This window comes from Thioalkalivibrio denitrificans, from assembly GCF_002000365.1.
Lineage (GTDB): Bacteria > Pseudomonadota > Gammaproteobacteria > Ectothiorhodospirales > Ectothiorhodospiraceae > Thioalkalivibrio_A > Thioalkalivibrio_A denitrificans.
On the sequence record NZ_MVBK01000088.1, the window covers coordinates 10,658 to 33,354 of the forward strand.

At 63.9% G+C, this 22,697-nt stretch carries 33 protein-coding genes and 1 riboswitch; of the genes, 3 read left to right on the top strand and 30 right to left on the bottom strand.

Annotated elements, in window-relative coordinates:
- On the top strand, window positions 1–316 hold a 316-nt coding region (locus B1C78_RS17755; protein WP_217698038.1), incomplete at its 5' end, for a hypothetical protein.
- 334 nt (window positions 317–650) lie between these two features.
- A complete protein-coding gene (gene uvrA, locus B1C78_RS13390; protein WP_077279680.1) occupies window positions 651–3,506 on the top strand; it encodes an excinuclease ABC subunit UvrA in 2,856 nt (951 codons plus the stop codon).
- A 481-nt stretch (window positions 3,507–3,987) separates the two neighbouring features.
- On the opposite strand, the gene B1C78_RS13395 is transcribed toward uvrA, so the two are convergent.
- A complete protein-coding gene (locus B1C78_RS13395; RefSeq protein WP_077279681.1) occupies window positions 3,988–5,868 on the bottom strand; it encodes a S8 family serine peptidase in 1,881 nt (626 codons plus the stop codon).
- A gap of 160 nt (window positions 5,869–6,028) precedes the next feature.
- Window positions 6,029–6,110, bottom strand: a riboswitch (cyclic di-GMP riboswitch).
- Between the two features lie 586 nt (window positions 6,111–6,696).
- On the opposite strand from B1C78_RS13395, the gene B1C78_RS13400 reads away from it, so the two are divergent.
- Window positions 6,697–7,488 (top strand): cistern family PEP-CTERM protein, encoded by a 792-nt coding sequence (locus tag B1C78_RS13400; protein ID WP_077279682.1) that lies wholly within the window; start codon window positions 6,697–6,699, stop codon window positions 7,486–7,488.
- 137 nt (window positions 7,489–7,625) lie between these two features.
- On the opposite strand, the gene B1C78_RS13405 is transcribed toward B1C78_RS13400, so the two are convergent.
- The 29 genes from B1C78_RS13405 to rpsJ all read right to left on the bottom strand — a co-directional run bounded on the left by B1C78_RS13405 (window position 7,626) and on the right by rpsJ (window position 22,656).
- Window positions 7,626–8,363 (bottom strand): SAM hydrolase/SAM-dependent halogenase family protein, encoded by a 738-nt coding sequence (locus B1C78_RS13405; protein ID WP_077279683.1) that lies wholly within the window; start codon window positions 8,361–8,363, stop codon window positions 7,626–7,628.
- Between the two features lie 613 nt (window positions 8,364–8,976).
- Window positions 8,977–9,405 carry a 50S ribosomal protein L17 gene (gene rplQ / locus B1C78_RS13410; protein ID WP_077279684.1) on the bottom strand — a complete coding sequence of 143 codons (429 nt, stop codon included), beginning with the start codon at window positions 9,403–9,405 and terminating at the stop codon, window positions 8,977–8,979.
- Window positions 9,406–9,442: 37 nt separating this feature from the next.
- Window positions 9,443–10,441 carry a DNA-directed RNA polymerase subunit alpha gene (locus B1C78_RS13415; RefSeq protein ID WP_077279685.1) on the bottom strand — a complete coding sequence of 333 codons (999 nt, stop codon included), beginning with the start codon at window positions 10,439–10,441 and terminating at the stop codon, window positions 9,443–9,445.
- An 18-nt stretch (window positions 10,442–10,459) separates the two neighbouring features.
- The gene (gene rpsD / locus B1C78_RS13420) at window positions 10,460–11,080 is read right to left on the bottom strand and encodes a 30S ribosomal protein S4 (protein WP_077279686.1); all 621 of its coding nucleotides are present in this window, start codon (window positions 11,078–11,080) and stop codon (window positions 10,460–10,462) included.
- A gap of 16 nt (window positions 11,081–11,096) precedes the next feature.
- Window positions 11,097–11,486, bottom strand: a complete 390-nt coding sequence (rpsK, locus tag B1C78_RS13425; protein ID WP_018232155.1) for a 30S ribosomal protein S11 — start codon at window positions 11,484–11,486, stop codon at window positions 11,097–11,099.
- Between the two features lie 30 nt (window positions 11,487–11,516).
- The gene (rpsM, locus tag B1C78_RS13430) at window positions 11,517–11,873 is read right to left on the bottom strand and encodes a 30S ribosomal protein S13 (RefSeq protein WP_077279687.1); all 357 of its coding nucleotides are present in this window, start codon (window positions 11,871–11,873) and stop codon (window positions 11,517–11,519) included.
- Between the two features lie 141 nt (window positions 11,874–12,014).
- Window positions 12,015–12,128: a 50S ribosomal protein L36 gene (gene rpmJ / locus B1C78_RS13435; RefSeq protein ID WP_018232157.1), complete on the bottom strand. Its 114-nt coding sequence runs from the start codon at window positions 12,126–12,128 to the stop codon at window positions 12,015–12,017.
- 29 nt (window positions 12,129–12,157) lie between these two features.
- On the bottom strand, window positions 12,158–13,492 hold the full coding sequence (gene secY, locus B1C78_RS13440) for a preprotein translocase subunit SecY (RefSeq protein WP_077279688.1): 1,335 nt from the start codon (window positions 13,490–13,492) through the stop codon (window positions 12,158–12,160).
- 21 nt (window positions 13,493–13,513) lie between these two features.
- On the bottom strand, window positions 13,514–13,945 hold the full coding sequence (gene rplO, locus B1C78_RS13445) for a 50S ribosomal protein L15 (RefSeq protein WP_077279689.1): 432 nt from the start codon (window positions 13,943–13,945) through the stop codon (window positions 13,514–13,516).
- Window position 13,946: 1 nt separating this feature from the next.
- Entirely contained in the window at window positions 13,947–14,135 is a 189-nt protein-coding gene (gene rpmD, locus B1C78_RS13450) for a 50S ribosomal protein L30 (RefSeq protein ID WP_077279690.1), read from the bottom strand.
- Window positions 14,136–14,138: 3 nt separating this feature from the next.
- Window positions 14,139–14,645, bottom strand: a complete 507-nt coding sequence (gene rpsE / locus B1C78_RS13455) for a 30S ribosomal protein S5 (RefSeq protein ID WP_077279691.1) — start codon at window positions 14,643–14,645, stop codon at window positions 14,139–14,141.
- Between the two features lie 12 nt (window positions 14,646–14,657).
- Complete coding sequence (gene rplR / locus B1C78_RS13460; RefSeq protein ID WP_077279692.1) at window positions 14,658–15,011, bottom strand: 50S ribosomal protein L18; 354 nt, start codon at window positions 15,009–15,011, stop codon at window positions 14,658–14,660.
- A gap of 10 nt (window positions 15,012–15,021) precedes the next feature.
- Window positions 15,022–15,555: a 50S ribosomal protein L6 gene (rplF, locus tag B1C78_RS13465; RefSeq protein WP_077279693.1), complete on the bottom strand. Its 534-nt coding sequence runs from the start codon at window positions 15,553–15,555 to the stop codon at window positions 15,022–15,024.
- Between the two features lie 13 nt (window positions 15,556–15,568).
- On the bottom strand, window positions 15,569–15,964 hold the full coding sequence (gene rpsH, locus B1C78_RS13470; RefSeq protein ID WP_077279694.1) for a 30S ribosomal protein S8: 396 nt from the start codon (window positions 15,962–15,964) through the stop codon (window positions 15,569–15,571).
- A gap of 14 nt (window positions 15,965–15,978) precedes the next feature.
- The gene (gene rpsN, locus B1C78_RS13475; protein WP_077279695.1) at window positions 15,979–16,284 is read right to left on the bottom strand and encodes a 30S ribosomal protein S14; all 306 of its coding nucleotides are present in this window, start codon (window positions 16,282–16,284) and stop codon (window positions 15,979–15,981) included.
- Window positions 16,285–16,297: 13 nt separating this feature from the next.
- Window positions 16,298–16,837 (bottom strand): 50S ribosomal protein L5, encoded by a 540-nt coding sequence (gene rplE, locus B1C78_RS13480; RefSeq protein ID WP_077279696.1) that lies wholly within the window; start codon window positions 16,835–16,837, stop codon window positions 16,298–16,300.
- Window positions 16,838–16,849: 12 nt separating this feature from the next.
- Window positions 16,850–17,167 (bottom strand): 50S ribosomal protein L24, encoded by a 318-nt coding sequence (gene rplX / locus B1C78_RS13485; RefSeq protein ID WP_077279697.1) that lies wholly within the window; start codon window positions 17,165–17,167, stop codon window positions 16,850–16,852.
- 17 nt (window positions 17,168–17,184) lie between these two features.
- Window positions 17,185–17,553 (bottom strand): 50S ribosomal protein L14, encoded by a 369-nt coding sequence (gene rplN / locus B1C78_RS13490; protein WP_077279698.1) that lies wholly within the window; start codon window positions 17,551–17,553, stop codon window positions 17,185–17,187.
- 38 nt (window positions 17,554–17,591) lie between these two features.
- Window positions 17,592–17,858, bottom strand: a complete 267-nt coding sequence (gene rpsQ, locus B1C78_RS13495; RefSeq protein ID WP_077279699.1) for a 30S ribosomal protein S17 — start codon at window positions 17,856–17,858, stop codon at window positions 17,592–17,594.
- A gap of 8 nt (window positions 17,859–17,866) precedes the next feature.
- Window positions 17,867–18,061, bottom strand: a complete 195-nt coding sequence (gene rpmC, locus B1C78_RS13500; protein WP_077279700.1) for a 50S ribosomal protein L29 — start codon at window positions 18,059–18,061, stop codon at window positions 17,867–17,869.
- Entirely contained in the window at window positions 18,061–18,474 is a 414-nt protein-coding gene (gene rplP / locus B1C78_RS13505; protein WP_077279701.1) for a 50S ribosomal protein L16, read from the bottom strand. Before rplP ends, rpmC begins: the two co-directional genes overlap by 1 nt.
- A 12-nt stretch (window positions 18,475–18,486) precedes the next feature.
- Window positions 18,487–19,173, bottom strand: coding sequence for a 30S ribosomal protein S3 (rpsC, locus tag B1C78_RS13510; RefSeq protein ID WP_077279702.1), 687 nt, complete (start codon window positions 19,171–19,173; stop codon window positions 18,487–18,489).
- 13 nt (window positions 19,174–19,186) lie between these two features.
- A complete protein-coding gene (gene rplV, locus B1C78_RS13515) occupies window positions 19,187–19,525 on the bottom strand; it encodes a 50S ribosomal protein L22 (protein ID WP_175628312.1) in 339 nt (112 codons plus the stop codon).
- 6 nt (window positions 19,526–19,531) lie between these two features.
- Window positions 19,532–19,804 carry a 30S ribosomal protein S19 gene (rpsS, locus tag B1C78_RS13520; protein ID WP_077279703.1) on the bottom strand — a complete coding sequence of 91 codons (273 nt, stop codon included), beginning with the start codon at window positions 19,802–19,804 and terminating at the stop codon, window positions 19,532–19,534.
- 14 nt (window positions 19,805–19,818) lie between these two features.
- Window positions 19,819–20,643 (bottom strand): 50S ribosomal protein L2, encoded by an 825-nt coding sequence (gene rplB / locus B1C78_RS13525; protein ID WP_077279704.1) that lies wholly within the window; start codon window positions 20,641–20,643, stop codon window positions 19,819–19,821.
- Window positions 20,644–20,656: 13 nt separating this feature from the next.
- The gene (rplW, locus tag B1C78_RS13530; protein ID WP_077279705.1) at window positions 20,657–20,953 is read right to left on the bottom strand and encodes a 50S ribosomal protein L23; all 297 of its coding nucleotides are present in this window, start codon (window positions 20,951–20,953) and stop codon (window positions 20,657–20,659) included.
- Entirely contained in the window at window positions 20,950–21,555 is a 606-nt protein-coding gene (gene rplD / locus B1C78_RS13535; RefSeq protein ID WP_077279710.1) for a 50S ribosomal protein L4, read from the bottom strand. Before rplD ends, rplW begins: the two co-directional genes overlap by 4 nt.
- A 5-nt stretch (window positions 21,556–21,560) precedes the next feature.
- Entirely contained in the window at window positions 21,561–22,205 is a 645-nt protein-coding gene (rplC, locus tag B1C78_RS13540; RefSeq protein ID WP_077279706.1) for a 50S ribosomal protein L3, read from the bottom strand.
- A 139-nt stretch (window positions 22,206–22,344) separates the two neighbouring features.
- Complete coding sequence (gene rpsJ / locus B1C78_RS13545; RefSeq protein ID WP_077279707.1) at window positions 22,345–22,656, bottom strand: 30S ribosomal protein S10; 312 nt, start codon at window positions 22,654–22,656, stop codon at window positions 22,345–22,347.
- Window positions 22,657–22,697: the final 41 nt, after the last annotated feature.

Below are 22,697 nucleotides of genomic sequence, written 5' to 3' on the forward strand. Positions count from 1 at the left end.
GGTCGATCGACAGGCCTTCCATGGCCTGACGATCGACGCGCCGCATCCATGCGGCGCCCCTTCGGGCTTTTTCCCCGCAACACCCCCGTGCTCGGCGAGCCATACGGGGAAAGTTCAAGACCCCTTCGATCTGCGCCTGAGATGTACGGGGTATTGGGGCTTGGGTTTCCCTGTAGGAGGCCGGCCCTCCGGCCGAACCAGGGAGGGCACGGTGATCTGGGAAATCACCGAGATCAACATGGCGCTGATGCCTCCCGAAGCGCTGTTGACCTTCTCCCCTATGGCGCACCGAGTAGCGCAGGCTTCGAGGGTATAAGCCCGAAGGGGCGCCGCAAGGATGCGGCGCGTCGGCACTCAGGCTATGGATGGCCTGTGTGCCGACCCCCTCGAAGCCGAGCAACGCAGGGGACCCCCGAAGGGGGTGCGACATCGGTGTCGTTCTTTTGGTTACTTTTCTTGGACAAGCAAGAAAAGTAACTCGAGCCCCGCGCGGGGTTCGAAACGCCTTTGACTTCGATTTACCTGTGTGCCCCGGGAGTTGGCCAACCGGGCACACCGAAGCATACACACATCCAGTTTCACCCTCCCCCCACCCCAATGATAAAATTCTCCGTTTGCGCGATCCCTTGCCGAGGAAGCCACACAGCCCAATGGACAAGATCCTTATCCGCGGCGCCCGCACCCACAACCTGCAGAACGTGGACCTGGACCTGCCCCGGGACCGGCTGATCGTGATCACAGGGGTATCCGGCTCGGGCAAATCGTCCCTGGCCTTCGATACGCTGTTCGCGGAAGGACAGCGCCGCTACGTGGAATCCCTCTCGGCCTATGCCCGGCAGTTCCTCTCCGTCATGGAAAAGCCGGACGTGGACCACATCGAGGGGCTGTCCCCGGCCATCTCCATCGAGCAGAAGAGCACCTCCCACAACCCGCGCTCCACGGTGGGAACCATCACCGAGATCCACGATTACCTGCGACTGCTGTTCGCCCGGGCCGGCATCCCGCGCTGTCCGGAACACGGCAACACCCTCGAGGCGCAGACCGTGAGCCAGATGGTGGATCAGATCCTGGCGCTTCCCGAAGGCAGCAAGCTGATGCTGCTCGCACCGGTCATTCAGGACCGCAAGGGCGAGCACCACCACGCCATCGAGCAGCTGCGTGCACAGGGGTTCCTGCGGGCCCGGATCGACGGGGAACTGGTGGAACTGGACCACGCGCCCGAGCTGGAGCAAAAGCGCAAGCACAGTATCGAGGTGGTGGTGGACCGCTTCAGGGTACGCGATGACGTGCGGGTGCGCCTGGCGGAGTCCCTGGAGACGGCACTCGATCTGTCCGACGGCATCGTGCAGGTGGCATGGATCGATGAGCCGGAGCGTGCACCGCTGGTATTTTCCGCGCGCTTCGCCTGCCCGGTGTGCGGCTATTCCCTCCGGGAGCTGGAGCCGAGGCTCTTCTCGTTCAACAACCCGGCGGGCGCCTGCCCTTCCTGTGACGGCCTCGGCGTCAAGCAGTTCTTCGACCCGGAGCGGGTCGTATCCAACCCGGCACTCAGCCTCGCGGGCGGCGCGGTGAGGGGCTGGGACCGGCGCAATGCGTACTACTTCCAGATGATCCAGTCGCTGGCCGAGCACTACGACTTCGATATCGAAGTCCCCTTTGGCGAACTGGACGAGAAGGCCCGGCAGGTGGTCCTCTACGGCAGCGGCGACGAGGCCGTGGAGTTCCGTTACCTCAACGAGCGCGGCCACACCACCCTTCGCTCGCATCCCTTCGAGGGTGTGCTGCCCAACCTGGAGCGCCGCTACCGGGAGACCGACTCGGCCACGGTGCGCGAAGAACTGTCCAAGTACCTGGCCACCCATGGCTGCCCCGACTGCGGGGGCACACGACTCAACCGCGCGGCCCGCCACGTGTTCGTGGGAGAGCATGCCCTGCCCGATATCACCCGCCGGCCCATCGGCGAGGCACGAATGCTGTTCAATGAACTGCGGCTGCCGGGTGCGAGGGGCCAGGTTGCGGACAAGATCGTGCGCGAGATCGCCGCGCGGCTGGATTTCCTGGTCAACGTGGGGCTGGATTACCTCACGCTGGAACGCAGCGCCGACACTCTCTCCGGAGGCGAGGCACAGCGTATCCGGCTCGCCTCCCAGATCGGGGCGGGTCTGGTGGGCGTGATGTATATCCTGGACGAGCCCTCCATAGGCCTGCACCAGCGCGACAACGAGCGCCTGCTGAACACGCTCACTTACCTGCGCGATCTGGGCAACACCGTCCTGGTGGTGGAGCACGACGAGGACGCCATCCGCCGCGCGGACCACGTGGTGGACATGGGGCCCGGCGCCGGACGCCACGGCGGTCGCGTGGTAGCCCAGGGCACGCCCCGGGAGATCGAGGCCCATCCGGGCTCACTCACCGGGCAGTATCTCGCCGGCCGGCGAAGCATCGCGCTGCCGGAAAGGCGTGTACCCGTGGACCCGGAACGCATGCTCACGGTGTACGGCGCCCGGGGCAACAACCTGAAAGGCGGGGATGCGAATTTTCCCGTGGGGCTGCTGACCTGCGTGACCGGCGTGTCCGGGTCCGGCAAGTCGACACTGGTCAACGACACCCTGTACCGACACATGGCGCTGCAGATAAACCGTGCCGGTGAGGAACCCGCCCCGTTCGACCGCATCGAGGGGGCCGAACTGTTCGACAAGGTGGTGGATATCGACCAGAGTCCCATCGGCCGCACCCCGCGTTCCAACCCGGCCACCTACACCGGCCTGTTCACCCCCATCCGCGACCTCTTCTCGGCCACCCCCGAGGCGCGTTCACGCGGCTACACCCCGGGGCGGTTCTCCTTCAACGTCAAGGGCGGACGTTGCGAGGCCTGCCAGGGTGACGGCGTGATCCGGGTGGAGATGCATTTTCTGCCGGACGTGTACGTGCCCTGCGATGTGTGCAAGGGGCGGCGCTACAACCGCGAGACACTGGAGATCCGCTACAAGGGCAGGACCATTCACGAGGTGCTGGATCTCACCGTGGAGGAGGCACTGGAGTTCTTCCACGCCGTGCCCGTGATCCGCCGCAAGTTGGAGACGCTCATGGACGTCGGCCTGTCCTACATCCAGCTCGGCCAGAACGCCACCACGCTCTCCGGCGGCGAGGCGCAGCGGGTGAAGCTCGCCCGCGAACTGTCCAAGCGCGAAACCGGGCGGACGCTCTACATCCTCGACGAGCCCACCACGGGCCTGCACTTCCATGACGTGGAACTCCTGCTCAAGGTCCTGCACCGGCTGCGCGACCACGGCAACACCGTGGTGGTCATCGAACACAACCTGGACGTAATCAAGACCGCCGACTGGATCATCGATCTGGGCCCCGAAGGCGGCTCCGGCGGCGGCGAGATCCTGGTCTCCGGCACCCCCGAAGACATCGCCGCCCATGCCCACTCCCACACGGGCCGCTTCCTGCGCCCGCTGCTGGAGAAGCGCCCCGAGGGTGTGGTGGCTGCGCGGGGGTGAGCTGTTCTTACCACGAAGCTCACGAAGGGCACGAAGTGTAAAGGCAGCCTGTCTGCATCGTCACCATTTTCGGTTGTGCAGACCCCCGGCGTCGGAGATATTCCCAGCATCGAGTATTGGACTCTCGCGAAGACGCGAAGCCCGCCAAGAAAGTCTTTGTGAGAAGAAAGACCAACCGTAGGTTGGGGTGAGCAGGCGAACCCCAACAGGCGCGGCTTGCTTAGGCACCGACAGTTGGGATCACGCTGCTCACCCCAACATACCGACGCTTTGGAATCGATATGCTTTCCTTGGCGGGCTTCGCGTCTTTGCGAGAGTCCAAATCTATAGCGCCCTTCGAAGCCACCGAAGGCGAATTCAACGACCAGCCCAAAAGGGGCACCAGAGCCGACAGCCCGAATTTCCTTCGTGCCCTTCGTGAGCTTCGTGGTTAAACAACCAACCCAAAAAAACAGGGCCGCACAAGGCGGCCCTGTCAGCTTCAGCGGTTCCAGCCGCGTCCCGGCGGAGGACCGCCGCCCCCGCTTCCTCCGTCATCGTCGCCCGAGCCGATGCGCACCGTCACCGAAGCGCTGCCCGAATTGCCGGCGGCATCCCGTGCCGTCGCGGTGATGCTGTAGTCGCCCGCGCTTTCCCTGCGGGTGTTCCAGTTGCAGCTCACGTGGCCGCGGTCGCTGGCGCACATGGTGCGGCCGTTGACGGCGATTTCCATGCGCACCACACCCACGTTGTCAGTGGCCGAAGCCTCGAGGCGGGTGGTGCCGCTGACCGTGGATCCGTCAGACGGCTGAAGGATGCGCACCACCGGCGGCTCGGTATCCGCGGCACTGTCGTCGCTCGAACCATCGTCCGTGCTCTCGTGACGCACAGTCACGTCGATGGAATGGACACCCCGGTTGCCCGCCGCGTCATAGGCCTCGGCGCGGATACGCGCGGTGCCTTCGGATTCCTTCGACGCATCCCAGGCGAACTGGTAGGGCTCGGTCAGTTCGCGACCCACCCGCGAGCCGTTCACGAAGAGGTCCACATACGAAACACCGACGTTGTCGGTGGCCGACACATCCACGCTCACGATGCCCGAGACAGTCGCGCCCTCTGAGGGTGAGGTGATGTTCACCACAGGCGCCTGGGTGTCGGTGCTGCGGCTGGCCACGGCCCGGGCCGCGGCCCGGTCGGCGTTCACCCTCCCCCAGCCGTAGTAGGGGTCCCAGCCCGGCGCGCCCAGGTCGTCGGCCGTCTCGAACAGGATCTGCTCCACGTCTGCGGGCTTGAGCGAACTATTGGCGCCCATCACCAGCGCCGCCACGCCAGCGGCCACGGGGCTGGAGAAGGACGTGCCCGAAGCCGTGGCATAGCCGCCACCGGTACTGGTCGTGAGGATGCTGGCACCCGGCGCCGACAGATTCACGTACTGCCCGTAGCTGGACCAGCTGGCCAGAGAGTCACTGCTCGTGGTCGCGGAGACGGTCACCATGTACGGGTTGTCGCTGAAGCCCGGATCACTGCCGGAGTTGCCGGCGGACACCATCACCACGCCGCCCTTGCTGCGCATGTACTGGGCGGCATTGCTGACGGTCAGGCTGTTGGTCACGCTGTAGCTGATGTTGGCCACGTGGGCGCCGTTGTCCGCCGACCATGTCAGCCCGCGGGCAATGTCGCTCAGGGACGCCACGCCGTCCGACCGATTGCTCACCCGCACGGGCAGGATCGACGCACCCCAGGCCACCGCGGCCACGCCCGTGGCGTTGTCCGTGGCGGCCGCCACGGCACCTGCCACGCGGGTACCGTGTGAATGAACCGGCGAGGTGTCTGAACTGCCGTCCACCGCGTTGTATCCGCGCAGCAGCTTATCGGCGAGATCCGGATGGCTTGCCTCGACACCGGTGTCAAGGACCGCAACGACGATGCCACGGGCCTTTGTCCGGCCCCAGGCCCCTGGGGCACTGATTCTCTGAAGGTGCCAGGCATCCCCGAAACGGGGATCATTGGGAATCGTCTCGCTCAGAGGGACGAGGTGGTTCTTTTCCGCAAAGCTGATATGCGGATTGCGCGACAGCGCTCGTACCACCGCGTCTTCGGCCTGCGGCGGCACGGAGACGATGCGTACGTTGATGGCGTTGATGCGCCCCACCGCGCGGCCCTGGTGCTGGCGCAGAATCCTGTCCAGCTGCGCATCGGGCAGACCCGCCTTGGGCTTGACCAGCACCTGGCCCGGGACCCATTGCCCGCTTACAGGGGGGCCGGCCTGGGCATTACCCGTGCCCGGCAAGGCGATCAGCAATACGAGGGCCGCTGCGATCCACCACAGGGCCCAGGTGCGTGGCAAACGAACGTAGGAACCAGACTGACTCGGTGTTCTCATGACCACGGTCTCCGAATTTAATAAGCGTCGACGCCCACTCGGGCGCGCCGTCATCCATCCAGGATCATCTGCTCGGAGACGTGGCAGGCGGTTCCTGCAGAGCGAACCTGCAGGGGTCGCCGGTAATTCAGACCGGCAAACGCCACCTCAAATCTTCATCAGCGGCAGCCCCGCTATCCCGGAACAGCCCGGGACCGGAAGCTTTGTGTCTCCACCTCACGGCGGATTTACCCTTGTCTCGACGAAGCATGCACGTCCGTGTGCGGGGGGAATTATGGCAATCGGAGGGATCGGTATGGTGATGCGGTTCACACTTGCGGACATACAGAGCTTGTGACCTGACAGGCGCCTGACCGGGAGAGACAGGCGGCACAAGCTCTCAAGGGATAGGCGAACACACGACGGAATTTCTTACAGTCTGAAGCGGGGACACGTGAAACGTGCACACCGTCACATCCTCTTGTTTTATGGAACACGCGTCACATACGCCGGAACCCGTGCATGAACATTTTTCAATGGATTTAGTGAGTTACTCGACCATCATCAGCAAGACAGTACCGCAAGGGGGGTGAGCGTTCCGATCCCCTCGGGCCGGTTCGACGGCGATAGCCCTGTTTGCAGGTCGCCCGGCCTATGTAAGGTCAACCTTACACTGTCTGAATCGACTGATCTCCAGTCCATACGAAAAGGTCTTGTTTATCCGGCTCTTGGAGCAACTATTACAAACTGGCACAGCGCTTGCTCAACATTTATTTAAGACTGCGGAAACCCGCGAACCCGTTAACAACCGGATCCAGGAAGGGTCCAACTTCCTGGAGCATTCAGTCCATGCGTATCAAGAATCTGGCTTTGGCGATCCTAGCGGGTGCAGCCCTCCTCTTCGCCGGCCATGCGAGTGCGTTCCTCATTACTGACCTGAACGACCCTACCGGTGAACCCCCGGGGCCCACGTACAGTGTAGGGATCAGCAGCGGCGACGTGGGAGACTCCTTCACCATGGACTGGCTGGTGCCGGCCGGAATAATCAGCAGTGACGACGGCGACAATGATCCTTTGCCCTATAACCTCCAGGCCAGTGCGATCTTTACCGTTGATTCGTTCAGCAGCACTGAGCTTGTGCTGACGATCAGTATCACGAACCTGACCGACCTTGGTGGGCTTGAGGGTAAGGAAGCCGTTGTATCGTTCGGATTTGCCGTTGATCCCGACGTGACCGGCGACTTCGCTCAGGATGGCGAAGGTCTGGTGTTCAACAAAGTCGATGAAGGCCAGGGTCCACAACAGACCTTCCCCGGTGGGTTCAAGGGAATCGATATATGTGCCTTTCCCGAAGACAATAACTGCAGTGGCGGAAGCATCGACAACGGCCTTCAGGCTGGTGAGAGCGACTTGATCAAGCTTGTGCTGTCGGGAGATTTTGGGCTCGATCCTTTTGCCACCCTGGCTTATTTCCCGATCAAGTTCCAGGGTGAATTCGGATCCTTTGAAGTTCCGGGCACCCCCGGCAACGGCGATAGGCCGCCGGAAGAGATCCCCGAGCCGGCACTGCTGGCGCTGTTCGGCGTCGGACTGTTGATCATGGGATGGGCGGTTCGGCGTCGGAGCCTGGCAATTCTTTGAGCCTCAGCCCATAGACTCAAACATATAACGGCGCCGCAAGGCGCCGTTTTCACTTCTCGGATTCTTGAGAGTCACCCGACAAGTTCACCATTCCTCTCATGCAGTCGTCGGTCAACGCGCTGTCGTATGCAGTCGGTTCATCCGTTGCCGATGACACCCACCACCGGCGCCCCGACACCGGCACCGAGCACCTCATCCGCCCGCCCCTGGTTGACCGCGACCTCCACCAGACCCATGGCATTGGCGTACCAGAAGGCCTCGCCCCTGGCCACCTCTGCGAAGGTGCGTGCACGGCGGACCTTCTTCTTGCCGACCTGAAGCTCAGCATCCAGCGGCACGCTTTGGGCACGAAGCCCGGTGATCAGGTTCCCATAGTGATCGACGCACACCACCTCGGCAAGATCCATGGGCCAGCCGCTGCCCACGACGTCGTCCGGCGAGACCGGCACCGCCTCCGGCATATGTTCCATGGAGAGTTGAAGGGCCACGTGGGCGAACCAGTCGCGGCCGTGGAAGCTGCTGGACATCCCGGGCGGCTTCCACTCGATGTGCCAGCAGCTGGCCTCCCCCGCCCGCAGCATGACCTGGCTCAGGAGTCCGTTGTCCGGCCCCACGAACCAGCACCCGTCCGCCTCCAGAATCAGCCCCTCGCGCTTCGTCCCGACCCCCGGGTCCACCACCGCGAGCCAGATGGCATCCTTCGGGTAGAACGGCACAAGAGACGCCAGCAGGTAGGCCGCCGCCCGGGGGTTGCACGCGGGCGCGTCGCTGCAGGCATCCAGCACGGGCCTTTCCGGAAACTTGCCGTGCAGGATCGCCCTCACCTGCCCCGTATAAAGCCCCGACGGCCCGAAATCAGTAAACAGCACAAACATCCCGGCTCCCCCTTGAGCATTGGCGTCGGCCCTGACACCCGAAAAGCATATCAACCACGAAGCGCACGAAGAACACGAAGTGAATATGAATCTGTTCCATGAGGTGCCCTGATCGGTCAGCGACGTTATCCATCCAATGGCAACATATCTGGCTATCAAGCAGGTTCTCTCGCGAAGCCGCGAAGATCGCGAAGAAAGCTTCTTAAAGGTTTTCTTGGCGGGCTTCGCGGGCTTTGCGAGAGAACATTCTTTTCCAATAATACCGCCGAACCATTCTGCTCTCATCGTGCCCTGATCCGCCAGCGGCGTCATCCATACAATGGCAGCAGACCTGGCTATCAAGCCGGTTCTCTCGCGAAGCCGCAAAGGAATACTCTTAAAAGTTCTACTTGGCGGGCTTCGCGGCTTAGCGAGAGGCCAGTCCTTTCTCCCAACGAAGCCACCATCGCCTCGTCAATCACCAATGACAGCAAGGCCCCGACATCCCCGGACAAATCATTCCCTTCGTGCCCTTCGTGAGCTTCGTGGTAAGAACCAGCCGCCGCATCCCCACGGCACGAAAAACAAAAAGCCGGCACAAGGCCGGCTTTCTGCAAACACGTTCTGAGCTGGATCAATCCTCGCTCTTGGCCTCGGCGGGCTCCGCCTTCTTGGCGGGTTTCTCCTCGGCAACGGCCTCCGGATCGGGGCGGTCCACCAGTTCGACGAAGGCCATGGGGGCGTTGTCGCCTGGGCGGAAGCCGCACTTCAGGATACGCATGTAGCCGCCCGGACGGTTCTGGTAGCGCGGGCCCAGTTCCTGGAAGAGCTTGCCCACCACTTCCTTGTCGCGCAGGCGCGAGAAGGCCACGCGGCGGGTATGCACGCTGTCGTTCTTGGCGAGCGTGATCAGGGGTTCGGCCACCCGGCGCAGTTCCTTCGCCTTGGGCACCGTGGTCTTGATCACCTCGTGGCGGAACAGCGAGGCGGCCATGTTCTGCATGGTGGCCTTGCGGTGCGCACTGTTGCGGCTCAGCTGCCGCCCGCTATTACGATGACGCATGGGTCTTCTTCCCGTTCAATAATGCAGTGTGTCGGCCTCAACCGGCCTTCTTGTCCTGGTCCTTGAGACCTGGGGGCGGCCAGTTCTCCAGGCGCATGCCCATGGACAGGCCGTGGGAGGCCAGAACATCCTTGATCTCGGTGAGGGACTTCTTGCCGAGATTCGGCGTCTTGAGCAGCTCCACCTCGGTGCGCTGGATGAGATCGCCGATGTAGTAGATGTTCTCCGCCTTGAGGCAGTTGGCCGAGCGCACGGTCAGTTCCAGGTCGTCCACCGGGCGCAGCAGGATGGGGTCGATCTCCATCTGCTTGCTCTCGGCCACGGCGCTCTCGTCGCCCTGCAGCTCCACGAAGGCGGCCAGCTGGCTCTGCAGCACGCTGGCGGCCTGGCGGATGGCGTCGTCGGCATCCACGGTGCCGTTGGTCTCCAGCTCGATGATGAGCCGGTCCATGTCGGTGCGCTGCTCCACACGGGCGCTTTCCACCTTGTAGGCCACGCGACGGATGGGGCTGAAGCTGGCATCCAGCATGAGGCGGCCGATGGGGCGGTCCTCGTCCGCACCACGACGTACGGTGACCGGCTGATAGCCACGGCCGCGACCCACCTTCAGGGTCATGGACAGGTCGCCGTTCTTGGTCAGGTTGGCGATCACATGCTCCGGATTCACGATCTCCACATCGTGATCCAGGGTGATGTCGCCCGCCGTCACCACGCCCGGACCCTTCTTCTTCAGGGTCAGGGTGGCCTCGTCGCGGTTGTGCATCTTGAGCGCGATGCCCTTGAGGTTGAGCAGGATGTCGACCACGTCCTCCTGGACACCCTCGAGCGAGGTGTACTCGTGGAGCACACCCTCGATCTCCGCCTCGATCACCGCGGCACCCGGAATGGAGGACAGCAGGATCCGGCGCAGGGCGTTGCCCAGCGTATGGCCGAAACCGCGCTCCAGGGGCTCCAGCACCACCTTGGCCTGACGGGCGCTGGTGCTGGTGACCTCGATATGACGGGGCTTGAGGAGTTCGTTGACTTTGGTCTGCATTGAAGACCTCGTAATTGGTTACTTGGAATACAGCTCCACCACCAGAGATTCGTTGATCTCCGCGGGCAGGTCAGTGCGCTCGGGAACGCTCTTGAAGACGCCTTCCATCTTCTTGGTGTCCACGTCGATCCACTGGGGAAAGCCGAACTGCTCGGCCAGCGTCAGGGAATCCTGGATACGCACCTGCTTGCGGGCCTTCTCGCGCACGGAGATCACGTCCGAGGGCTGCACCTGGTAGGACGGAATGTTGACCGTCTGGCCGTTGACCAGGATGGCCTTGTGGCTCACCAGCTGGCGTGCCTCGGAACGGGTGGCGCCGAAACCCATGCGGTAGACCACGTTGTCCAGGCGGCGCTCCAGCAGCTGCAGCAGGTTGTCGCCGGTGGAGCCCTTCAGGCGCGACGCAGTCTTGTAGTAGTTGCGGAACTGGCGCTCCAGCACGCCGTAGATACGGCGCAGCTTCTGCTTCTCGCGCAGCTGCAGACCGTAGTCCGACAGGCGGGTGCGGCGGTCGCCGTGCTGGCCCGGCGCCTTGTCCAGCTTGCACTTGGTGTCCAGGGAGCGGCCGCGGCCCTTGAGGAACAGGTCCGTGCCCTCGCGGCGGCTCAGTTTGCACTTGGGTCCGATGTATCTGGCCATCTGATAATGCTCCGGACTAAACGCGCCGCTTCTTGGGCGGGCGGCAGCCGTTGTGAGGAATCGGGGTGATGTCGCTGATGTTCAGGATCTTGAACCCGGCGTTATTAAGCGCCCGCACGGCGGACTCACGGCCGGGACCGGGACCGCGCACCAGCACTTCCAGGTTCTTCAGGCCGTACTCCTGCGCGGCCGTGCCGGCGCGCTCCGCGGCCACCTGGGCGGCGAAGGGCGTGCTCTTGCGGGAGCCGCGGAAGCCGGAACCCCCGGAGGTCGCCCAGGACAGCGTGTTGCCCTGGCGGTCCGTGATGGTCACGATGGTGTTGTTGAAGGTGGCATAGATATGCGCGATGCCGTCGGAGACGGACTTCTTGACCTTCTTGCGGGTCCGGGTCGGAGCCTGTGCCATAAATGATGTGTCCTGTCGTAAGCCGGTCGATTACTTGCGGATCGGGCGACGCGGGCCCTTGCGGGTGCGTGCATTGGTCCGGGTGCGCTGCCCGCGCAGGGGCAGGCCGCGGCGATGCCGCAGGCCCCGATAACAGCCGAGGTCCATGAGCCGCTTGATGTTCATGGAGACCTCGCGCCGAAGATCTCCCTCCACCGGGAACTGGCCCACCGCGGCACGCAGCTTCTCGACCTCCTCTTCGGTAAGGTCGCGAATCTTCATCTCCGGCTTCACGCCCGTAGCCTCGCAGATCTTCTGCGCCCGGGTGCGGCCGATACCGTAGATCGCCGTCAGGGCAATCACGGTGTGCTTGTGGTCGGGTATGTTGACGCCTGCAACACGAGCCATTCGTAAATCTCCACGAACCGGCGGAAAAGCCGGGTATTTTATCCAGTCAAGCCTGGCGAATCAATCCCAAGGCAGCGCCTAGGAGCCTGTCGGACTTTGGTGCCCGTAGCGAGCCGCGTGNNGTCCGACAGGCTCCTAGCCTCAGCCCTGGCGCTGCTTGTGGCGGGGGTCCTTGCAGATCACCCGCACCACGCCGTTGCGACGGATCACCTTGCAATGGCGGCAGATCGTTTTCACGGAAGCACGTACTTTCATCGCTCTGTCCTCGGTCGGGGCGCGCCGCGTCAGCGCAGCATGCCCGATTTACCATAACCTTTCAGATTCGCCTTCTTCATGAGCCCCTCGTACTGATGCGACATCAGATGGGCCTGAAGCTGGGCCATGAAGTCCATGACCACGATGACGATGATCAGCAGGGACGTGCCGCCGAAATAGAACGGCACATTCCAGTACAGGATCATGAACTCGGGCAGCAGGCACACGCTGGTGATGTAGATGGCGCCCACCGCTGTCAACCGGGTCATGACCCCGTCGATATACCGCTCCGTCTGCATCCCCGGACGGATCCCCGGGATGAAGGCCCCGGACTTCTTCAGGTTGTCGGCGGTGTCGCGGGAGTTGAACACCAGCGCCGTATAGAAGAAGCAGAAAAAGATAATCGCCGCCGCATAAAAGATCACGTACAGCGGCTGGCCCGGGCCCAGCGTCGTGGACAGGTCCCTGAGCCAGGTCATCCCCTCCGCCTGCCCGAACCACTGACCCAGGGTCGCCGGGAACAGGATGATACTGGAGGCGAAGATGGGCGGAATCACACCCGCCATGTTCAGCTTCAGGGGCAGATGACTGCTCTGCCCGCCGTACACCTTGCGCCCCACCTGGCGCTTGGCGTAGTTCACCGTGATCCTTCGCTGGCCCCGCTCCACGAACACCACGAAGGCGGTCACCGCCAGCGCCATGATCAGCAGCAGCAGCACGAAGGCGGGCGACAGCTCGCCGGTACGGGCCAACTCCAGGGTGCCGCCGATCGCCGCCGGCAGCCCGGCCACGATCCCCGTAAAGATGATGATCGAGATGCCGTTGCCGATACCCCGTTCCGTGATCTGCTCACCCAGCCACATCAGGAACACCGTGCCGGTCACCAGCGTCACCACCGTGGTGAAGATGAACACCGGCCCCGGGTTGATGGCCATGGTCATCCCGCCGATCGTCTGGCCGTTCAGCGCAATGCCGATGCCGATACTCTGGAACAGCGCCAGACCCACCGTGCCGTAGCGGGTGTACTGCGTGATCTTGCGCCGCCCGGCCTCGCCTTCCTTCTTCAGCTGCTGCAGTGACGGCACCGTGGCGCTGAGCAGCTGCATGATGATCGCCGCGGAGATATACGGCATCACGCCCAGCGCGAAGATGCTCAGACGCTCCAGCGCGCCCCCCGAGAACATGTTGAACATGTCCAGGATGGTGCCGCTCTGCGCCTCGAAGAACTGCGCCATGGCGATGGGGTTGATGCCCGGCACCGGGATGAAGGTGCCGATGCGGTACACCACCAGCGCAAGCAGTACGAACACCAGGCGCTGCCGGAGTTCCGTGAGCTTGCCGATCCCGCCCAGGGACCCGGCCATGCCTGCGCGAGGGCCGGCCACCTAGTCCTCGATCTTCCCGCCGGCCGCCTCGATGGCCGCCCGCGCACCCTTGGTCACGGAAACACCCTTCAGGCTCACAGCCTTCTCCAGCTTGCCGGAGGCGATCACCTTGGCCTTGCGCGCCTGGGCGGGAATCACGCCCGCCGCCTTCAGCGCGGCCAGATCCACCGTGCCTTCCAGGCCCGCCAGCTCGTGCAGGCGCACCTCGGCGCTGCGGTCGGCCGTGCGCGAGGTGAAGCCCACCTTGGGCAGGCGGCGCTGCAGCGGCATCTGGCCGCCCTCGAAACCCACCTTGTGGTAGCCGCCCGAACGGGACCTCTGGCCCTTGTGGCCGCGCCCGCCGGTCTTGCCCAGGCCGGAGCCGATGCCGCGGCCGCGGCGCTTGCCGTCAGGACGGCTGCCGGGGGCCGGCGAAATGGAATTCAGTCGCATTTCAGGCTTCCTCCACCTTGAGCATGTAGGAGACCTTGTTGATCATCCCGCGGTTCTCCGGCGTGTCCTTGACCATCACCGGGTTGTGGATGCGGCGCACACCCAGCCCGCGCACGCAGGCAATGTGCGCCTTGAGCCTGCCGTTGAGGCTGCGTACCAGGGTCACCTTGAGTTCTTTCGCCTTGGCCATGACTTACCCCGTGATCTCTTCGAGTTTCTTGCCGCGCTTGGCAGCCACCATCTCGGGGTCGTGAATGGCGTCCAGCCCGTTCAGGGTCGCCTGAACGACGTTGATCGGGTTGCGCGAACCGATGCACTTGGCCAGCACGTTGCGGACCCCGGCCACTTCCAGTACAGCGCGCATGGCGCCACCGGCGATGATCCCGGTACCCTCGGAGGCCGGCTGCATGAACACCTTGGCGGCGCCGTGGCGGGCCGTGACCGGATAGTGCAGCGTCCCTTCCCTGAGTGAGACTTCGCGCATGTTCTTGCGCGCGGCCTCCATGGCCTTCTGGATGGCCAGCGGCACTTCGCGGGCCTTGCCGTATCCGAAACCCACCTTGCCGTTGCCGTCGCCCACCACGCTCAGCGCCGTGAAGCGGAACTGCCGCCCGCCCTTGACCACCTTGGCCACGCGGTTGACGGTGATCAGCTTCTCCTGCAGGCCGTCGGTCTCGTTGCTTTGCTGAAAACTTGCCATGGGCTCACCCTTTTAGAATTGCAGCCCGCCCTCGCGGGCGGCATCGGCCAGCGCCTTGACGCGGCCATGATATTTGAATCCGGAGCGGTCGAAGGCCACGGCTTCCACGCCCTTGGCCTTGGCGCGCTCGGCGATGAGCCGACCCACGGCGGCCGCGGCATCCACGTTGCCGGTGCCCTTCAGATCCTTGCGCACGTCGGCCTCCACGGTGGAGGCGCAGGCCACCACTTCCGATCCGGTGGGCGCGATCACCTGGGCGTAGATGTGGCGCGGCGTGCGATGCACGCACAGGCGATAGGCGCCGATCTCGCGGATCTGGTGACGTGCACGGGCGGCACGGCGTATACGGGCTGTCTTCTTGTCCATTGCGGGCACCTTACTTCTTCTTGGCTTCCTTGCGAATGATCTGCTCATTCGCATATTTCACGCCCTTGCCCTTGTAGGGCTCCGGCGGACGGAAGGCGCGGATCTCGGCGGCCACCTGGCCGACCTGCTGCTTATCCACGCCCTTGACCACGATCTCCGTCTGGGAGGGGGTCTCGATGGTGATGCCCTCGGGCACCGGGTACTCCACGGGGTGCGAGAACCCCAGGCTCAGGTTCAGCTTGTTGCCCTGGGCCTGGGCGCGATAGCCCACACCCACCAGTTCCAGCTTGCGCTCGAAGCCCTGGCTGACACCCGTCACCATGTTGTTCAGCAGGGCGCGCATGGTGCCCGCCATGGCGAAGTGGCTTGCGTCGCCGTCGCGGGGCGCCAGCACCAGCGTATTGCCGTCCTGCGTCACTTCCACGGTCTCGTGGATGTCCCAGGCGAGACTGCCCTTGGGACCCTTCACGGCCACGTTCCGGCCACTTACGGTGACATTCACACCGGAGGGCAGTTCGATTGGTTTTTTCGCTACTCGCGACATGACTGATATCCGCTTACGAAACGATGCACAAAACTTCGCCGCCCTGCCCCATGGCGCGGGCCGCACGGTCACTCATCACACCCTTTGAGGTGGACACGATGGCCACGCCGAGCCCGCCGATCACGCGGGGCAGATCGTCCTTGGCCTTGTAGACACGCAGGCCGGGACGGCTGACGCGCCGGATGGTGTCAATCACCGGCTTGCCCTGGAAGTACTTCAGCTGCAGGGTCAGTTCGGGCTTGGCACCGGCGGCGTCCACCTTGAACTCCGCGATATAGCCTTCCTCCTGCAGAACCCGGGCGATGGATTCCTTGAGCTTCGAGGAGGGCATACGCACCTCGGTCTTGTTGGCCCGCTGCCCGTTGCGAATACGGGTCAGCATGTCGGCGACGGGATCGGTCATGCTCATGTGCGTCAGTCCTCTTACCAGCTCGCCTTGACCAGGCCGGGAATATCCCCGCGCATGGCGGCTTCACGAAGCTTGTTGCGGCCCAGGCCGAACTTGCGGTAGTAACCCTTCGGCCGTCCCGTCAGATGGCAACGATTGCGCTGGCGCGCTGGAGAACCGTCACGGGGCAGCTTCTGCAGGGCGATCACCGCCTGCATGCGATCCTCGTAGGAGGTCTCCGGATTGCTGATCGTCGCCTTGAGTTCCACCCGCCTGGCCGCGTACTTGCGTACCAGCTTCGCGCGCTTCTTCTCACGTTCCAACATGGACTGCTTGGCCATTTAACAAACCTCTTCAGTGCTTGAACGGGAAGTTGAACGCCTGAAGCAGCGCCCGGCCTTCCTCATCATTGCGCGCCGTCGTGGTGATGGTGATGTTCATCCCGCGCAGGGCGTCAATCTTGTCGTAATCCACCTCGGGGAAAATGATCTGCTCCTTGATCCCCAGGTTGTAATTGCCGCGCCCGTCGAACGCCTTCGGGCTCAATCCGCGGAAGTCACGCACGCGGGGCAGCGCGATGGACACCAGCCGATCCAGGAACTCGTACATGTTTTCCCGGCGCAGGGTCACCTTGCAGCCGATCGGATAGCCGTCGCGGATCTTGAAGCCGGCGATGGACTTGCGCGCCTTGGTCACCACCGGCTTCTGGCCGGCGATCGCGATCATGTCCGCCACGGCGTTCTCGATGACCTTCTTGTCACCGACCGCCTCGCCCAGGCCCATGTTCAGGGTGATCTTCGTGATCCGGGGCACTTCCATCACGTTGCCGAACTGGAACTGGTCCATCAGCTGCTTGACCACGGTGTCGCGGTAGTAATCTCTCAGCCTTGCCATCTCAGCCACCTGTCAGACGTCCACAACTTCGTTGTCAGACTTGAAGTAACGCACCTTGCGCCCGTCCTCGAGGGTCCGGAACCCCACACGGTCGCCACTGCCCTTGGCCGGGTTGTAGAGCATCACGTTGGAGATGTGGATAGGCATCTCCTTGTCGATGATCCCGCCGGGCTTGCCGGCGCCGGGATTTGGCTTCTGGTGCTTCTTCACCATGTTCACGTTCTGGACGACGACGCGGTCGTTGCTCAGCACCTTGGTCACGTTGCCGCGACGGCCCTTGTCCTTGCCCGCCGTGACGATCACGTCATCACCCTTCTTGATTCTCTGCATGGCTCTATACCTCGAATTCAGAGCACTTCGGGCGCAAGCGAGATGATCTTCATGAACTTCTCGCCGCGCAGCTCGCGGGTCACCGGCCCGAAGATACGGGTGCCGATGGGCTGGAGCTGGTTGTTCAGCAGCACGGCGGCGTTGCGGTCAAAGCGCACCACCGAACCGTCGGCACGGCGCACGCCCTTGGCGGTGCGCACCACAACGGCGTTGTACACCTCGCCCTTCTTCACCTTGCCGCGCGGGATGGCGTCCTTGACGCTCACCTTGATGATGTCGCCCACGCCGGCGTAACGGCGATGGGAGCCGCCCAGCACCTTGATGCACTGAATCTTGCGGGCCCCGCTGTTGTCCGCCGCATCCAGAACCGTCTGCATCTGAATCATGGTCTTGTCTCACTCATTCCGTTAAAGCGCGGAGCTTGTCAGTCCGCGGCCTTTTCCAGCACCTTCAACAGACGGAAGGTCTTGGTCTTGGACATCGGGCGGCATTCCTGCACCATCACGGTGTCGCCCATCTGCGCTTCGTTGTTCTCGTCGTGCACGTGCAGCTTGGTGGACCGACGGATGTACTTCCCGTACAGCGGATGACGCACCCGGCGCTCGATCAGGACCGTGCGCGTCTTGTCCATCTTGTCGCTGATCACACGGCCGGTGACCGCGCGCTGCACCTTTGCTTCTTGTTCGCTCATATGCCTACTCACTTGGCCGAAGCACGTTCGGTCATGACAGTCTTGATCCGGGCGATGTCCTTGCGCACCTTGTTGAAGCGATCCGGACGGGCCAACTGGCCGGCCCCGCGCTGCATGCGCAGACCGAACTGTTCGCGCAGCAGTTCCAGGAGCTCCTTCTTCAGATCCTCGTCGCTCTTCTCTCGCAGCTCTTGAGCCTTCATCACATCACCTGACGGGTCACAAACTGGGTCTTGATGGGCAGCTTGGCGGCGGCGAGCCGGAAGGCCTCGCGGGCGATTTCCTCGCTGACGCCTTCCATTTCGTACAGGATCCGGCCGGGCTGGATCTTGCACACCCAGTACTCCACGTTGCCCTTGCCCTTGCCCATACGCACTTCCAGGGGCTTCTTGGTCACGGGCACGTCCGGGAACACCCGGATCCAGATCTTGCCGCCACGCTTGATGTGGCGGGTCATGGCACGCCGGGCCGCCTCGATCTGGCGCGCCGTGAGGCGGCCGCGATCCTGGGCACGCAGGCCGTACTCACCGAAGCTGACCTTGCCGCCCGAGAAGGCCAGGCCGCGGTTCTTGCCCGTAAACTGCTTGCGGAACTTGGTCCTCTTGGGCTGCAACATCTCGCAAACTCCTTAATTCACCGCGGCTTTGGATTCCTGGCCGCCGTCGGTCTTCTGGTCGAAATCGAACACTTCACCCTTGAACACCCACACCTTGACGCCGATCACGCCATAGGTGGTGCGGGCCTCGGCGAAGCCGTAATCCACGTCTGCACGCAAGGTGTGCAGGGGCACGCGGCCCTCGCGGTACCACTCGCTGCGCGCGATCTCCGCGCCGTTCAGGCGGCCGGCCACGTGCACCTTCACGCCCAGGGCGCCCAGGCGCATGGCGTTGCCCACGGCGCGCTTCATGGCGCGACGGAACATGATGCGCCGCTCAAGCTGCTGGGCGATGCCCTCGGCCACCAGCTGGGCATCCACCTCGGGCTTGCGGATCTCCTCGATGCTGATCTTGACGCTGTTTATGTCCAGACCCAGGCGGCCGGCCACTTCCTTGCGCAGCGCCTCAATATCCTCGCCCTTCTTGCCGATCACGATGCCGGGCCGGGCCGTGTGGATCGTGATGAAGGCCTGACGGGCCGGACGGGCAATGTCGATCCGGCTCACGGAGGCCTGGGCCAGACGCTTCTTCAGGAACTCGCGGATCGCCAGGTCCTTGGCCAGCACGTCGGCAAATTCGCGGCCGTCGGCGTACCAGGTGGAGGTCCACTGGCTGGACACCCCAAGGCGGAACCCGACCGGATGTACTTTCTGACCCATCGACTTGACCCCTTTACTTTTCGCCCACCGCCACGGTGATGTGGCTGGTGCGCTTGAGAATACGGTTCGCCCGGCCCTTGGCACGGGCGTGAATGCGCTTGAGCGTCGGGCCTTGGTCCACGCAGATGCGCGACACCCTGAGCTCGTCCACGTCGGCGCCTTCGTTGTGCTCGGCGTTGGCGATGGCCGACTCCAGCACCTTCTTCACGATGCGGGCGCCCTTCTTCGGGCTGAAGGTCAGCTCCTGCAGGGCGCGTTCCACCGGCATGCCGCGGATCTGATCCGCCACCAGCCGGCATTTCTGCGGCGAGATACGCGCAAATCGCAGCTTCGCAACGGTCTCCAGTGCCATCTCCGCTTACCTCGTCTTCTTGTTCGCCACGTGACCCTTGAAGGTCCGGGTGGCGGCGAACTCGCCCAGCTTGTGACCGACCATGTTCTCGTTCACCAGCACGGGCACGTGCTGACGCCCGTTGTGAACGGCGATCGTCAATCCCACCATCTGCGGCATGATCATGGAGCGGCGCGACCAGGTCTTGATCGGGCGCTTGTCGTTGCTTGCCGCGGCGGCCTCCACCTTGGAAAGCAGGTGGTGGTCGATGTAGGGGCCCTTCTTGACTGAACGTGGCACTGGCCTGTCCCTCGTTACTTCTTGTTCCGACGACGCACGATCATGTTGTTCGTGCGCTTGTTCTTGCGGGTCTTGTAACCCTTGGTGGGCACGCCCCAGGGCGTGACCGGATGACGGCCGAAGTTGCGGCCCTCACCACCGCCGTGCGGGTGATCCACCGGGTTCATGGCGGTGCCGCGCACGGTCGGGCGGATACCCATCCAGCGCTTGGCGCCGGCCTTGCCGAACTTGCGCAGGCTGTGCTCGCTGTTGCTGACCTCGCCAACGGTGGCGCGGCAGTCGGCGGGCACCTTGCGCATCTCGCCGGAGCGCAGCCGCAGCGTGGCGTGCTGGCCCTCACGGGCCACCAGCTGTACAGCGGCACCGGCGCTGCGCGCCATCTGCGCGCCCTTGCCGGGGCGCAGTTCGATGCAATGGACCACGGTACCCACCGGAATGTTGCGCAGCGGCAGGCAGTTGCCCGGGCGGATCGGCGCATTGGACCCGGAGATGACCGGGTCACCGGCCGCCACGCCCTTGGGCGCGATCATGTAGCGGCGTTCGCCGTCGGCGTAGAGCACCAGCGCAATGTGGGCGCTGCGGTTCGGGTCGTATTCCAGGCGCTCCACGCGGCCCGGGATTCCGTCCTTGTCGCGCTTGAAGTCGATGATGCGATAGCGCTGCTTGTGACCGCCGCCCACGTGACGGGTGGTGATCCGCCCCTGGTTGTTGCGGCCGCCGCTGCGGGTCTGCTTCTCCAGCAACGGACCGTAGGGCTCACCCTTGTGCAGCCCGTCGGTGACCACGCTCACCACGAACCGGCGACCGGCAGACGTGGGCTTGGACTTGACGATTGCCATGATCAGATACCCTTTATTCGTTTCCGGCCGGCGCGATGTCCTGGCCCTCGGCCAGGGTCACGTAAGCCTTTTTCCAGTGGACGCGACGGCCATGGTGCGCTCCGAAGCGCTTGCGCTTGCCCTTCATGTTGGCCACGCGCACGGACGTCACCTGGACCTCGAACAGCTTCTCCACCGCGGTCTTGACCTCTTCGCGGGTGGCGTCGGGGGCCACCTTGAACACGTGCTGGTTGGCCGCATCGGCCAGCAGGGTGGCCTTTTCGGAGATATGCGGGCCCACCAGGACCTTCAGAAGACGTTCTTCATTCATGCCAGCCACTCCTCAACCTGCTTCAGGGCCGGCACGGTGATCAGCACGGCCTCGGAACCCACCAGGCTCACGGGATCCAGTCCGCCTACCTCGGTCACGTCGACGCCGCTCAGGTTGCGCGCGGACAGGTACAGGTTGGCATCGGCCTCGTGGGTGACGATCAGCCCGCCGGACAGCCCCAGCGCCGAGAGCTTCTCCACCAGGCCCTTGGTCTTCGGCGCATCCACGGCAAAGCTGTCCACCACCACCAGGCGATCCTGCCGGACCAGCTCGGAGAAGATGGAGCGCATGGCGGCCCGGTACATCTTCCTGTTCAGCTTCTGGCTGAAGTCCCGGGGGCGGGCCGCGAAGGCCTTGCCGCCGCTGCGCCAGATGGGGCTGCGGATGGTACCGGCGCGGGCACGCCCGGTGCCCTTCTGCCGCCAGGGCTTGGCGCCGCCGCCGCGCACGTCGGAGCGGCCCTTCTGGGCCTTGGTGCCGGCACGGCCGCCGGCCATGTAGGCCACCACCGCCTGGTGCACCAGGGCCTCGTTGAACTCGCGGCCGAAGGCCTCGTCGGAGACCTCCATATCCTTCTTGGTGTCTTTGATGGAAAGCTTCATGACCTTCAACCCTTCGCCTTGATGCCGGGGCGCACGAACACGTCGCCGCCGGTGGAACCGGGCACGGCACCCTTGATGAGCAGCAGGTTGCGCTCCGCATCCACCCGGACCACCTCCAGGTTCTGCACGGTGCAGCGCTCGTTGCCCATGTGGCCGGCCATCTTCTTGCCCTTGAACACCCGGCCCGGGGTCTGGTTCTGACCGATGGAGCCCGGCGCCCTGTGAGACAGGGAGTTGCCGTGGGTGGCGTCCTGCATGCTGAAGTTGTGGCGCTTGACCACACCCTGGAAGCCCTTGCCCTTGCTGGTACCGGTGACGTCCACGATCTGGCCGGCCTCAAACAGGTCCACTTTGAGCTCGGCGCCCACCTCCAGATCCGCGCCCTGGTCACCGTCCAGGCGGAATTCCCACAGGCCGCGGCCTGCCTCGATGCCCGCCTTGGCAAAATGCCCGGCACGCGCCTTGTTCACACGGGACGGCTTGCGGGCGCCCGCGGTCACCTGCAGCGCTCGGTACCCGTCGCGCTCCTCGGTCTTGACCTGGGCGACGCGGTTCGGCTGGACCTCGATCACGGTCACCGGGAGGGACGTGCCGTCCTCGGTGAACACGCGGGTCATGCCCAGCTTGCGACCGACCAATCCGATTGCCATGACACTTGACCTCGTTGAGCACGCCCGCCCGGGACCGGGCGCGCGCTAAGTTGTTCGCAATGTTCCAAAATCGTGGCCCGGCACAAGCCAAGCTGTACCGGGCCACGGAAAGCCGACGATTATGTCAGAAAATGTGGCGTTAGTTAAGCTTAATTTGCACGTCCACACCCGCCGCCAGATCCAGCTTCATCAGGGCGTCCACGGTCTTGTCCGTGGGATCCATGATGTCCATGAGGCGCTTGTGCGTCCGGATCTCGTACTGGTCCCGGGCGTCCTTGTTGACGTGCGGGGAGATCAGCACGGTGAACCGCTCCATCTTCGTGGGCAGCGGGATCGGCCCCTTGACCCGGGCACCGGTGCGCTTGGCGGTCTCCACGATCTCCGTGGCGGACCGGTCGATGAGCCGGTGATCGAAGGCCTTGAGGCGGATACGGATTCTCTGCTTTGCCATGTTCAGATTCCTGATGTCTGTAAATCAGGTACAAGGGAAAA